At 66.1% G+C, this 13281-nt stretch carries 13 protein-coding genes; 1 reads left to right on the top strand and 12 read right to left on the bottom strand.

Annotated features, from left to right (window positions below; genetic code table 11):
- Window positions 1-44: 44 nt before the first annotated feature.
- Both MYXE_RS12780 and MYXE_RS12785 read right to left on the bottom strand, forming a co-directional pair.
- A complete protein-coding gene (locus tag MYXE_RS12780; protein ID WP_085193975.1) occupies window positions 45-878 on the bottom strand; it encodes a segregation/condensation protein A in 834 nt (277 codons plus the stop codon).
- Window positions 875-1738, bottom strand: a complete 864-nt coding sequence (locus tag MYXE_RS12785) for a ParA family protein (protein WP_003919526.1) — start codon at window positions 1736-1738, stop codon at window positions 875-877. The genes MYXE_RS12780 and MYXE_RS12785 overlap by 4 nt, the downstream gene beginning before the upstream one ends.
- A 391-nt stretch (window positions 1739-2129) precedes the next feature.
- On the opposite strand from MYXE_RS12785, the gene MYXE_RS12790 reads away from it, so the two are divergent.
- Window positions 2130-2834: an O-methyltransferase gene (locus MYXE_RS12790; RefSeq protein WP_112650312.1), complete on the top strand. Its 705-nt coding sequence runs from the start codon at window positions 2130-2132 to the stop codon at window positions 2832-2834.
- Between the two features lie 18 nt (window positions 2835-2852).
- Here MYXE_RS12790 and xerD read toward each other — a convergent pair whose 3' ends face one another.
- The 10 genes from xerD to MYXE_RS12835 all read right to left on the bottom strand — a co-directional run bounded on the left by xerD (window position 2853) and on the right by MYXE_RS12835 (window position 13281).
- Entirely contained in the window at window positions 2853-3800 is a 948-nt protein-coding gene (xerD, locus tag MYXE_RS12795) for a site-specific tyrosine recombinase XerD (RefSeq protein WP_003919524.1), read from the bottom strand.
- Window positions 3797-4420 (bottom strand): NUDIX domain-containing protein, encoded by a 624-nt coding sequence (locus MYXE_RS12800; protein WP_085193979.1) that lies wholly within the window; start codon window positions 4418-4420, stop codon window positions 3797-3799. Before MYXE_RS12800 ends, xerD begins: the two co-directional genes overlap by 4 nt.
- Window positions 4413-6170 carry a CTP synthase gene (locus MYXE_RS12805; protein WP_039889580.1) on the bottom strand — a complete coding sequence of 586 codons (1758 nt, stop codon included), beginning with the start codon at window positions 6168-6170 and terminating at the stop codon, window positions 4413-4415. The genes MYXE_RS12800 and MYXE_RS12805 overlap by 8 nt, the downstream gene beginning before the upstream one ends.
- A gap of 130 nt (window positions 6171-6300) precedes the next feature.
- Entirely contained in the window at window positions 6301-7245 is a 945-nt protein-coding gene (locus MYXE_RS12810) for a copper transporter (protein ID WP_085193981.1), read from the bottom strand.
- Window positions 7246-7257: 12 nt separating this feature from the next.
- On the bottom strand, window positions 7258-8439 hold the full coding sequence (steA, locus tag MYXE_RS12815; protein WP_003919520.1) for a putative cytokinetic ring protein SteA: 1182 nt from the start codon (window positions 8437-8439) through the stop codon (window positions 7258-7260).
- Window positions 8440-8533: 94 nt separating this feature from the next.
- Window positions 8534-10324 carry a DNA repair protein RecN gene (gene recN, locus MYXE_RS12820; RefSeq protein ID WP_085193983.1) on the bottom strand — a complete coding sequence of 597 codons (1791 nt, stop codon included), beginning with the start codon at window positions 10322-10324 and terminating at the stop codon, window positions 8534-8536.
- Between the two features lie 12 nt (window positions 10325-10336).
- Window positions 10337-11260, bottom strand: coding sequence for an NAD kinase (locus MYXE_RS12825; protein WP_003919518.1), 924 nt, complete (start codon window positions 11258-11260; stop codon window positions 10337-10339).
- Entirely contained in the window at window positions 11257-12066 is an 810-nt protein-coding gene (locus tag MYXE_RS12830; protein WP_085193985.1) for a TlyA family RNA methyltransferase, read from the bottom strand. The genes MYXE_RS12825 and MYXE_RS12830 overlap by 4 nt, the downstream gene beginning before the upstream one ends.
- An 8-nt stretch (window positions 12067-12074) precedes the next feature.
- On the bottom strand, window positions 12075-12248 hold the full coding sequence (locus MYXE_RS23610) for a hypothetical protein (protein WP_003919516.1): 174 nt from the start codon (window positions 12246-12248) through the stop codon (window positions 12075-12077).
- 13 nt (window positions 12249-12261) lie between these two features.
- A complete protein-coding gene (locus MYXE_RS12835) occupies window positions 12262-13281 on the bottom strand; it encodes an HAD-IIA family hydrolase (RefSeq protein WP_085193987.1) in 1020 nt (339 codons plus the stop codon).

Here is a 13281-nt window from a genome sequence, read left to right on the forward strand (position 1 = left end):
CCGCTCCTCCTCGTCGCGTCGCTCCGCGTTGCCGTCGGCGCGGGTCATGGTTGATCTGGCACTTCCGACGAGTCTGCTTTCACCAAGTCTTCGCTGGTCGGCCGTTCTCCGGTCCATGAAACCTGGAGCACACCAAGCGGTTCTGCCTGGTCGAATGCTACCGCTCCGGCCCGGTACAGTTCGAGCAGCGCCAGGAACCGGCCGACGATCTCGATCGGTGCCCCGCAGTCGGCGACCAGCTCGGAAAACGACGCCCAAACGCCGATGCCCCGCGCTTCCAGCAGCTCCAGCAGCTGCTCGGCTTGCTGCGGCACCGAGACCGTCGGGTGGTGCAGATGCTCGATGTCCACCACCGGGGCCGCCCGGGGCGTCAGCGCGACCGCAGCGATCTGGGCAAACCGCTGGGCGTCTACACCGAGCAAAACCTCGGGCAATAAGTTTGCGAACCGGTCCTCCACCGAAACCGCGCGCGGATAGCTACGCAACGCGGCCGCCTCCAGCTCGGCGAACATCTGCGCGACATGCTTGAACGCGCGGTACTGCAGGAGCCGGGCGAACAGCAGGTCACGGACCTCCAGCAGCGCCAGGTCCTCCTGGTCTTCGACCTGCCCAGCGGGCAGCAACCGCGCCGCCTTGAGGTCGAGCAGCGTCGCAGCGACCACCAGGAACGCGGTGGTCTCTTCCAGCTCGAGGTCAGGCCCGATCGCACGGGTGTAGGCGATGAATTCGTCGGTGACCTGATGCAGCGCCACCTCGGTCACGTCGAGCCGGTGCGCGAAGATCAGCTGCAACAACAGGTCGAACGGCCCCTCGAAGTTGGTGAGCCGGACCTGAAAGCCGTTTTGGGGAGAGACCTCGAACTCCAAGCGATCGTTCACGCGCCGAAGCGGTCGATGACCTCGCGGGCCAATGAACGATACGCCTCGGCACCGCTGGACTTGGGCGCCCAGGACGTGATGGGTTCACCGGCGACGCTGGTCTCCGGGAAGCGCACTGTGCGAGTGATGACGGTGTCGAACACGAGGTCGCCGAACCGCTCCACGACGCGGGCCATGACTTCACGGGCGTTGACGGTGCGCGGGTCGTAGCGGGTGATCAGAATCCCGCTGATTTCCAGCTTCGGGTTGAGCCGATCGCGCACCTTCTCGACAGTATCGGTGAGCAGGGCCAGGCCGCGCAGTGCGAAGTATTCGCATTCGGTGGGGATTACCACGCCGTCGGAGCATGCCAGACCGTTGACGGTGAGCAGCCCCAGGGACGGCTGGCAATCGATCAGCACATAGTCGTAGCGGTCGAGCACCGGGTGCAGTGCTCGCGCCAGGGTCTGCTCACGCCCCACCTCGTTGACCAGCTGGATCTCGGCGGCTGACAGATCGATATTGCTTGGCACCAAGTCCATGTGCTTGACGCGGGTGTGGATCAGCACGTCGTCGATCGACACCCGCGGCTCGACCAGCAGGTTGTGAATGGTGCTCTCCAGCTCGTAGTGGGGCACACCGAGTCCAGCTGAGAGGGCGCCCTGCGGGTCCATGTCCACCAGCAGCACCCGCCGCCCGTAGTCGGCCAGCGCGGCGCCCAGGTTGATCACAGATGTGGTCTTGCCGACGCCGCCCTTCTGGTTACACATCGCGACGACCTTCGCCGGTCCGTGAGAGGTACGTGGTTTGGGGTCGGGAATTACCCGGGGCGGCCGTCCGGTGAGGCCGATACCCGCGCCATGGTCGGAGTCATCGGTCATGGGCGCCACTCCTCGATCCCGGCTGCGCCGGCACCAACGTGGTCGGCGCGGGTCATGCCCGGTCGCGGCTTGTCGTCGACCGCTCAGAAAAATCGAGCGGCACTGGTCTGGTGACGAACAGGCTAGTGGCGGACATCGCAGGAAAGTCTAACGGCTTAACGCGCCTGCGCCGGGAAACCTGCAGGCAACGTCACCAGCCAATTCCGGCGGCCACTGCCCGGTTCGATTGCCCGCCTCCTCCTCAGGCCATCCTGGCCCGCATCGTCGGCGGGCCCGGTTCGATTGCCCGCCTCCTCCTCAGGCCATCCTGGCCCGCATCGTCGGCGGGCTAGGGTTGTCGCTCGTGAATCTCAAGCAGCATGTGCCGTTCTTGCGGTGGTCAGTGTGGCGGATGGTGACCGGTAACCGCAACATCCTCACCACTGGCCAGATCGGCGACGGACGCGAAGCGGCAGCCGTCGAATACGTGCTGACAAACGCCCGCGCGGGTGATATCGACGACGTGCTGGCCACCATCGACCGGTTCGCCTACGAGAAGTCGCTGCTGATCAACGTAGGCCCGGAGAAAGGCGCGCTGCTGGACGCGGCAGTGCGACGCGCCGATCCCAAGCTCGCCCTCGAACTCGGCACCTACTGCGGATACGGTGCGCTACGGATTGCCCGTGCCGCGCCCGGCGCCAAGGTGTACTCGGTCGAACTCGCCGAGGCCAACGCAGTCAACGCCCGCCAGATCTGGGCGCATGCCGGTGTCGCAGACCGGGTGACCTGCGTGGTCGGCACCATCGGCGACGGGGGGCGGACACTTGACGCGCTGGCCACCGAACACGGCTTCATCGCCGGCGCGCTGGACTTCCTGTTCCTCGACCACGACAAGGACGCCTACCTGCCCGACCTGCAGAGCGTCCTCGACCGCGGCTGGCTGCACCGTGGTTCGATTGTCGTCGCCGACAATGTCAGGAATCCCGGCGCGCCCGAGTACCGCGCCTACATGCGAGCGCAGCAGGGCAAGCGGTGGAACACCGTTGAGCACAAGGCACACGTGGAGTACCAGACACTGATACCCGATCTCGTGCTCGAGTCGGAGTACCTGGGCTGACCTCCGCGTCACGCAGCGCTAGCGTGCCCGCGGGTGCGCCCCGGCCCACACTTCGCGTAACGCATGCACGGTCACCAGCGTGTAGATCTGGGTCGTCGTTACCGAGGCATGCCCGAGCAACTCCTGCACCACCCGAACGTCAGCGCCCCCGTCGAGCAGGTGGGTCGCAAACGAATGCCGCAGCGTGTGTGGCGACACATTGGCGGTGATGCCGGCGCGTTCGGCGGCGTCCTGCAAGACTTGCCACGCACTTTGCCGCGACAGCCGCCCACCGCGCGCGTTGAGGAACATGCTTGGTGTTCCGCGGCCCCGCCGGGCCAGTTCCGGACGTCCGCGCACCAGGTAGGCCTTCAGTGCCTCCACGGCGGGACGCCCGACCGGCACCAGTCGCTGTTTGCCGCCCTTGCCGCGCAGCAGCACCGACCTAGCGTGCATATCGACGTCGTCGACATCGAGCCCGACGGCTTCGGAGATCCGAGATCCGGTGGAATACAAGAACTCCAGCAGCGCCCGGTTACGTAGTGTCAACGGTCCGTCCGACGGGCTGTCGCCGCCCGCCGCCGCGAGCAGCGCCAACACCTCGTCGATCGTCAAACTCTTGGGCAGCCGACGCCCCGGGGTCGGTGGTTTGACCTCGCGGGCCACATCCACGTCGGTCAGTCCTTCGGCGGCGGCGAACCGGTGCAGGCCGCGCACCGCGATCAAGGCCCGCGCCGCCGACACCGCCGACAGCGGCGGCGCCCCGGCCTCGGGATCACCACGCCGCAATGCCACCAGGAATTCGCTGACATCGTCCTCGCTGACCTTGGCCAGGTCATCAATGCCGCGCACCGCCAGGTGCTCGCAATAACGGCGAAGGTCGCGGCGATACGAACTCAACGTGTTGGCGGCCACACCCCGCTCGATCGTCAGATGGTCGAGGTAGCCCTGCACCTGCGTCTCCACAGGCGGCGCCAGCGTGGTCATTGCCCAGCCTGTCGCGCAGCGAACGCTGTCGGTCGATCGACCCACGGCGCGTCCACCGGCCGGGGCTGCGCGATGCCGTTGCGGACTGCGGATGCCGCCAAAATCCCGGACACGGCAAGGGCATTGACGATTTCCCCGCTGAACACCCGTCGTACCGCTTCGGCCAGTGGATACCAGTGCAGTGTCATGTCGGCTTCTTCGTCATGGCCTTTCGGTCGACCGACGTCGGTCAAACCGGTGGCCAGATACACCCGCACAGACTCGTCGCTGAAACCCGGCGTGGAGTCCAGGTCGACCAGCACCTGCCACGTCTTCGCCTCGAGTCCAGCCTCTTCTCTCAGTTCCCGAGCGGCAGTGAGATGTGGTGGCTCTCCGTGGATGTCGAGCAGCCCGGCCGGCAGCTCCCACAGCCGCCGGCCGAACGGGTGCCGATACTGGTAAACCATCGGGATATTGTCGTCCTCGTCCAGCGCGACGACACCGACAGCGCCGTAGTGCTCGACCACCTCGCGGTTCACGACCTTGCCACCGGGCATCAGCACCTGATCCTTGCGGAGCGCGAATATTTTTCCGGTATGCAGGATTTCGGACGATATCGTCTCGAAGACGTGTTCAGCCACGGGCGACGGGTTGGGGCTCAGGTAGCGGCTGCCCGACGCCGGCTCGGGGTTCGTTGCCGTTGGGCCGCTGCTCGGGGATCTCCACCGGTAGCCGCTCGGCGGCCTTGTAATCGATGGCCGCGCCGACGAAGGCGACGAACAGTGGGTGCGGCCGGGTGGGACGGCTTTTCAGCTCGGGATGCGCTTGGGTGCCAACGACGAACGGATGGACTTCCGGCGGGTATTCGACGAACTCCACCAGATGGCCGTCAGGCGAGGTACCACAAAATCGCAGCCCGCTCTCGGCGATTTTTTCGCGGTAGGCGTTGTTGACCTCGTAGCGGTGCCGGTGGCGCTCAGAGACCTGCGTAGTCTGATATGCCCGCGCGACAATCGAATCAGGTTCCAGCACAGCCGGATAGGCGCCTAGCCGCATAGTACCGCCCAGATCCGCCTCGCCTGCGACGATGTCCGTTTGGTCGGCCATGGTCGAAATGACCGGGTAGGGGGTGGCCGGGTCGAATTCGGCCGAATTGGCTTCGGTGAGACCGACCGAGCGGGCGGCTTCGATCACGATGCACTGCAAACCGAGGCAAAGCCCCAACACGGGTAGGCCTCTGGCCCGCGCATATCGGATCGCGCCGATCTTGCCTTCGATGCCACGGATACCGAACCCACCCGGGATCAGCACACCATGTACGTCGTTCAACGCCGTCGCTGCGCCGCTCGGATCTTCGCAGTCATCGGATGCCACCCAGCGCATTTCTACCTTTGCGCGGTGCTTGAATCCACCGGCGCGCAGTGCTTCTGTCACCGACAGGTAGGCGTCGGAGAGGTCGACGTACTTGCCTACCAATGCAATTCGCACAGTTTCCTGAGGCTCGTGCACTCTGCGAAGCAAGTCGTCCCATTCGGTCCAGTCGACGTCCCGGAATGGCAGGTTGAGTCGGCGCACCACGAATGCGTCGAGTTCCTCACGGTGTAATACCTTGGGAATGTCGTAGATCGACGGAGCATCGGGGGTGGAGATCACGCCGTCGATGTCGACGTCACACATCAGTGCGATCTTGTTTTTCAGTGGCTCGGGAACGTCGCGGTCGCAGCGCAGGATCAGTGCGTCGGGAGTGATACCGATGCTTCGCAGGGCGGCCACGGAGTGTTGGGTGGGTTTGGTTTTCAGCTCGCCCGAGGGTGCCAGATAGGGCACCAGCGACACATGCAGAAAGAAAACGTTCTCCCGGCCGAGATCGTGGCGGACCTGCCGCGCCGCTTCCAGAAAGGGCTGCGACTCGATATCGCCGACAGTTCCGCCGATTTCGGTGATGACGACGTCCGGGCGATTGCCTTCGGCGTCGGGCTGAGCCATCGCCAGGATGCGCCGTTTGATTTCATCGGTGATATGCGGGATCACCTGGACCGTGTCGCCGAGATACTCGCCGCGCCGCTCTTTAGCTATGACCGTCGAATAAACTTGCCCCGTAGTGACATTCGCTGACCCGGACAGGTCGCGGTCGAGGAATCTTTCGTAGTGACCGACGTCGAGATCTGTTTCGGCGCCGTCCTCGGTGACGAAAACCTCCCCGTGCTGGAACGGGTTCATGGTGCCCGGGTCGACGTTGAGGTAGGGATCGAGTTTTTGCATGGTCACATGCAACCCGCGAGCGGTCAGCAATTGGCCAAGACTGCTGGCGGTCAGCCCCTTGCCCAGGGACGAGACCACGCCGCCGCTGACGAAGAGGTGCTTGGTGGCGGTCTGCGGGTGCTTGCGCACTATAGCCACCTCCGTGAAGACGGGCAGGACTACGCTCTGTGTGCTGTCACGCACTGGGCCTGCCGACCCACGGACATCCACCCTAACACCGACGGCGTCGCACCGTCGCTAACACGCCCGGACAGCGCCGCTACTGTGCGACAGTCAGCGACGTGGCACCGTGGCCGATTCCGTACTGGCCGGTGTGACCGCCGTTGATCAGTTCGTGCAACCCCAGGACCACTGTGATCCGGCCCGGCTCGGCGTCGACGTCGTCGACGGTCGTAATCGCCGACGACATGCCGGGATCGGCGCGGGTCACGGCGATGGCAGCCGGTCCGCTGGCCGATCCCTCGCGACCAGCCAACACGGTACCCGCACCGTGCGGCGCCAGCGCGGCAGCGAATCGCGCCACACTGACGCCCTGGTTTCCGGCGTCCTCGCCCAGTGCGCCGCCGGTGATGACCACGGCCGCGTTCGCCGCACCGATATGCGCGTCGGAGGGGTAGGAGATGAAGCCGGTGTCGCGCAAAGCCGCCAGTACGACGTCGCGCTGGGCGTCGTCCACAGTAGGGACGGCGGGATCACGGTTGATCAGCAACGCGATACCGAGCAGATCACCGGCCTGCGAACCTTGATCAACGAACTTGGTGCTCAGCTGCGCGCCGGCCGGCACAATCGACGAGTTGACCACCGAACGCAGCTTTTCCGCGGAGTTGGCGTCGACGAATTCCTGGGTAAGCCGCAGCGTTCCGCTGACCGCAGCTCCGGCCTGGCCCATCAGCTTCGACACCGCTTCGACGTCGTCGTCTTTGGCGTCTGGTGTGCGAAACACAACCACCGACTTGCCCGTCAGCGCATCATGTACCACCCGTCCAGCCATCTGTGCAGCGAAATCGTTTGCTGCACTAAGCTTCTCGTTCAGTACATTCTTCTGGTCGTTGAGCGTGTCGATCTGAGCGTGCAAATCTCGCTTCTCCGCCCGCAAACCGGACAACACTGTGTCAGACAGCAGCCCGGACCCCAACACGACTCCTAGTGCCAGCGCTACAAACACCGCAGCTAGCGAAATCGCATGGTGGCGTAGAGATATCACTTCAACGCCGCTCTAGGTGATCCGGCCCTGCACCCAAACCGAGAAGCGATTCCAGTACTCGACGACCCAATGCATCACTGCGGCATCGGCACGCGATACCCACAGCACGGCGATCACGGCGATCAGCATGGTCAACACCAAAAGCGCAACGGCGCCACCGGACATGTGGCTGCGGTACAACGTGGCGACCGCCTTGGCGTCGACCAGCTTCTCCCCCACCCGCAGCCGGGTAAGAAACGTCGACGGGTTGCTGTTGACGCGGGTTCGGTCGAAGAACGTCTCGATGTTGGCGGTGTGCCCGGCCGTCACCAAGAGCGCGGCGCCGTGGTGGTCGGCCAGCAGCAGCGCCAGATCGGTGGCCGAGCCTGCGGCCGGGAACGTCATCGCCCCCACACCGAGGTCCTGAATGCGTTCCAAACCGGGCGCATGCCCGTCGGCGTCGGCGGGTAGCACCACCTGGGCACCGCATTTGAGGACTTCGGCGCTCATCTGTTCGGGGTCGCCGACAATGATCTGAGGGCGATAACCCGCCTTGCGCAACACGTCTGCCCCGGCGCCGACACCGACCAGCACCGGCTGGTATTCCTTGATGAACGGCTTGAGCGCCTTGAGATCATCGGCGGCGCCGGGCTCGTCGGACACCACCACCACGTGGCGGCGGCGCAGGTCGACGTCGATGTCGGGAATTCCGATGCCGTCGATCAACAAGGGACTTTCGCTGCGAATGAACTCAATCGTGTTGCCCGCGAACGCCTCCAGGTGGGCCACCAGCCCGCTTTTGGCTTCATGCATCAGGTCGGCGATGTCGTGGTCGGTGCGTTCGGTGCCGCGAATCAGCCGGCGGTCACCGGAATACACGCCACCGTTGTAGAGCCGGACTTTGGCGCCGTCCTTGACTTTCTTGAAGACCTCCGGACCCGTCTCGTCGATCAGGGTGACCCCGTTGGCCACCAACACCTCCGGGCCAAGGTTGGGATAACGGCCCGACACCGAGGGAGAGGCATTGACGACGCCGGCGATGTCGGCTTCGACGAGCGCATCGGCGGTCACTCGGTCCAGATCGAGCACGTCGAGGACCACGATGTCACCAGGACCCACGCGGCGCAGCAACCGGTCGATATCGCGGTCGACCCGGGCCGTGCCGACGACGCCGGGCCGGTCGGCGTTACGAGACAGAAGGGCAGACATCCTCATGGGCCGATTCTGTCGGCGGAATTCCCCGGTCGCGGGGAGGCGCGCCGTAACACTAGCCTCATTAGTTATAAATTGTCACATCCACCACAGGCACCTATGCTGTGGCGATGCGCTCGGCTCGCGCCGCTTCGAGCAGCTCGCGGGCGTGCGCACGAGCGCTGTCCGACTCGCCGAGCCCGGCCAGCATCCGGGCCAGCTCAGCGACGCGGTCCTCGCCGTCCACCCGGCGAACGCCGCTGGCACCGTCCCGCCCGATGGTGTCGACCACCAAGTGCACGTCGGCGTAGGCCGCCACCTGCGGCAGGTGCGTGACCACGATGACCTGATGCGAGCGGGCGAGCCGGGCCAGGCGCCGCCCGATCTGCACCGCCGCACGCCCACCGACGCCGGCGTCGACCTCGTCGAAGACCATCGTGGTGCCCGCTGAACGTCCGCTCGAGGCGGCCAGGACCACCTCCAAGGCCAGCATCACCCGCGACAATTCGCCACCCGAAGCGCTTTTCGACAGCGGCAGCACCGTGGTACCGCGGTGGGCGGCAAAGCCGAACTCGACCTGGTCGATACCGTCCGCCCCGGCGTGCACCAGCTCACCGGACGGCAGCCTCAGCGCGGCGGGATCGCCGTCGTTGGCCGCCGTGGTCGTCACGGTGACGGCGAGTTCGGCGTCGGCCATCGCCAGCCCGGATAGCTCCGCGCTGACCGCCTTGGCGAGTCGTTTGGCCGCCTGTCGGCGCACCTTGCTGAGATCTGTTGCCGCTTCTGCTAGTTCGGCCGTCAGTTCGTCGACGCGGCGCTGCAGCATTGCCAGCGCGTCCTCCGAGACATCGATTTGCGTCAGCCGCTCGCGGGATTCACGCGCCCACTGCAACACGCCGTCGATGTCGGCGGCGTACTTGCGGGTCAGCGTGCGCAGTTGGGCCTGGCGAGCGAGTTTGGAGTCCAGTGCGCTGGCGTCGGCGGGCAGCTCGGACAGGTAATTGCCGAGCTCGCGGGCCGCATCGTGAACCACCGCCAGCGCTTCGTCGAGTTGATCCGCCAACGCGCGCAGCGCGCCATCGTCGGTGGCGTCCAACGCCGACTTTGCCCGGGCCAGCAGGTCGGCGGCCGAGCGTGGCTCGGCCGCAAACTCGGACACCACGTCGCCGTCGGGCAGCGTCCCGGATAACGCTGCGCGCGCACTGGCCGCCGCTTCGCGTAGCGCGTCCAGCTCGGAGAGCCGCCGGATGTCGGCGAGCAGCGCCTCGTCCTCACCCGGCTCGGGGGCGATGGTGTCGATCTCGTTGAGGGCGAACTTCAGCCGGTCTGCCTCCTGGGCTAATTCCCGGGCGTGGTTGGTGCGGTCGACCAGGTCGCGGCGGGCCGACTGCCAAGCCTCGCGGAGTTTGCGGTAGCGCTCCAGACTCGAGCCGGCATCAGCGAAACGGTCCAGCGCGTTGCGCTGCTCGTCGGGCCGCATCAACCGCAGCTGATCGTTTTGGCCGTGCAGCGTGAGCAGCCCGGTGGTGAAGCTGCTCAGCGACTTGGCGGGCACGCTGCGGCCGCCCAAGTAGGCGCGTGACGGCCCGTCGCGGCTGACCGAGCGCAGCGCGATCACGCTGCCGTCGTCGTCGCGCTCGGCCCCCGACGCGTCGAGGATCTCATCGATTTGCGCGGCGATTTGCTCGTCGAGATCGACTGTGGTGAAACGACCTTCGACGACAGCGCGGTCAGCGCCCGAGCGCACCCTTGCGGCGTCGGCGCGCGCCCCGCCGAGCAGGTGCAGTCCGGTGACCACCATGGTCTTGCCGGTGCCGGTCTCGCCGGTCAACACGGTCAGGCCCCGGTCGAACTCCGCGGTCGCCACGCTGATCGCGCCCAGCGACTCGATGCGTATTTCACTCAACATCGGTGAGCACCGCTACTGTCCGCGCCATCCGCTTACCGGGAGCCGGAACTTGCGCACCAGGCGGTCGGTGAACGGCGCAGAGTCCAGCCGCGCCCACTTCACCGGTGTGTCGCAGCGCGTCACCTCCAGCCGCCCGCCGGCCGGTACCTGCATTTCGCGGCGCCCGTCGCAGAACACCAGGGCATTGTGGCCGCTCGACTCGACTTCGATTGCGATGGTGGCGTCGGGGCTGGTGACCATCGGCCGGGCGAACAGTGCATGAGCATTGTTGGGCACCACGAGGATCGCCTCCAGGTCGGGCCACAACACCGGACCCCCCGCCGAGAACGCGTACGCGGTCGACCCCGTCGGGGTTGCCACCAACACCCCGTCGCAGCCGAACGTCGACACCGGTCGACCGTCGACCTCCAGAACAACCCCGAGCACACCCAGCCGGGGGCCCTTTTCCAGGCTCGCTTCGTTCATTGCCCACCCGCGGTCGACGATCTGGCCCTTGGCGCGCACCACGATGTCAAGGGTCAGGCGGTCCTCGATGCGGTAATTTCGGGCGACCACCCGTTCGAGGACAGCGTCGATAGCTTCGGCCTCGGCCTCGGCCAAGAAACCAATCCGGCCCAAGTTGACGCCGAGCACCGGGATGTTCGCGGTGCGGGCCAACTCGGCCGCCCGCAGAAACGTGCCGTCACCCCCAAGCACCAGCACCAATTCGCATCCCTGGGCAGCGCGCGAGTCGGCATCGACCACCTCGATGTCGACACCAAGTGCGCGCATGTCGTCCGGCGACAGGTGCACCGGTCCCCGGTCGACTGCCTCAGCCGACAGTGCGCGCAACCCAATTCCGTTGTCGGCCAAGCTTTTTTCAACTCTGCGCGCGGTCTCGGTCACCTCGTCGCGTCCGGGGTGAATCACAAGCAGGATCGTGCGGTCGCGGGTCATTGCGGCCCCTCGGCGACGGCATCTTGCGCGGCCCGCGCCAACCGGTCACCGGATAGGGGGAAATCGGTGTGGGCACGCAACCACAGGAAGTATTCGACGTTGCCCGACGGTCCCGGAAGGGGGCTGGCGACGACGCCGACGGTATGCCAGCCCAGCTCCTCGGCACGTCGAGCGACAGCGAGCAGCGAATCGCGGCGCAGCTTCGGATCATGCACGACCCCGCCGGCTCCTACTTGACCCTTCCCCACCTCGAACTGCGGCTTCACCATGGGAACGATATCGGCGTCCCGCGACGCGCAGCCAGTCAAGACAGGCAACACCGTGGTCAGCGAGATGAACGACAGGTCTGCCACCACCATGTCGACCAGCCCGCCGATCACTTCGGGCGACAGATCGCGGACGTTGGTGCGCTCGACAACGACCACCCGTGGATCGGACCGCAGCGACCACGCCAGCTGTCCATAGCCGACGTCGACGGCGACTACTTCCCGCGCTTCCCGATCCAGCAAGACTTCGGTGAACCCGCCGGTTGATGCGCCCGCGTCGAGGCAGCGTCGGCCCTCGACGGTGATGCCGAAAGCATCAAGTGCGCCAAGGAGTTTGTGCGCTCCCCGGGACACCCACTTGCGGTCGTCGGGGCGCGCCACTGTCACCGTAGCGGTGACTGGGACGTTGGTGCTCGGCTTGGCCGCCAGGATTCCGTCGATGCGGACCCTGCCTGCCCCGATCAACTCTGCTGCCTCGTGACGGGATCGCGCCAACCCGCGCCGAACGAGTTCGGCGTCAATGCGGGCACGCCGCGGCATGCCTGCGTTCAGCCCTTCTCCGCCGACTCCAGCGCGCGTACCAGCACGTCGTGCGCTTCGGACAGACGGCGGGCAATCTCGTCGAGGTCGGCCTCGGCGAGCTTCTCGTCGTCATCGAGGTCGGGTAGCCCGGCGAGCAGCGCATTGATCTCCGCGCGGATCTGTTCAGGGTCGATAGTCATCGCGCTCATTACGCTAGTCGATCACCCCGCTGAGCAGTGACCAGCGCTTGAGTGCGTTCCGGGCCTGCTCGTCGGCGGCCTGGATCCTGATATGAGCCGCGTCGAGTTGGGCATCCCACACCGCCCAGGCCACGGCACGTACCACGGACAGCCCATCCCCGGCGTTGTCGTCGCCGTTGGTGCTGACCGTCAGCGTCCCGTCGCGGGCGTCTACGCGCCAGACCGACTGGGGCGCGACTTCGAGCTCGACGGCGTTGTGGTGCAACGAGCGCAGGTCGTGCGCGATGTAGGTGGGCCGTTGCGCAGGCAGCGCATAAACCGCGTCGCGGGCCGAATTGACCCCGGTGAGCACCATCAGGCTGGGCATCCCGGCCGCGTTGGCACCAGCGATATCGGTGTCCAACCGGTCACCGACCACCAACGGGGCGTGAAAATCACCGCGCGCCACCGCCTCTTTCATCAGGCCGGGTGCTGGTTTGCCAGCCACCTGGGGTTCGGCGTCGGTGGCCGCTTGCAACGCCGCGACCATGGCGCCGTTGCCCGGCAGCAACCCCCGTTCCGAGGGCAAGGTGCGGTCGACATTGGTCGCGACCCACAGCACGCCTGCCCTGATGGCCAGTGCGGCCTCGGCGAGATCGGGCCAGCCGGTGGTGGGCGAGTGGCCTTGGACGACGGCGACCGGCTCGTCTTCCCACCGGCGCACCGGGCGTAATCCGACCGCGACGATCTCGTTGGCCAGCGACTCGGTGCCCACCACCAGCACGGGCGATCCGGGCCGAAGTTGGCCTGCTAGCAGATGCGCGGCGGCCTGGCCACTGGTGACAACGTCGTCACCGGTTGCCGTGAAGCCCAAATCACGCAGGTGCGCGGCTACTTCGTCCGCCCCGCGGGAGGCGTTATTGGTGATGAACAGCTTGCGGCTATGTGCCTTGTCCAGCGACTCGACCGCGCCATCGGTAGGCCGATGGCCATGAAAGACGGTTCCGTCCAGATCGATGAGCAAGCAATCGTGCTGCTGTGCAAGCGTTGTCAC

This window comes from Mycobacterium xenopi (assembly GCF_009936235.1).
Lineage (GTDB): Bacteria > Actinomycetota > Actinomycetes > Mycobacteriales > Mycobacteriaceae > Mycobacterium > Mycobacterium xenopi.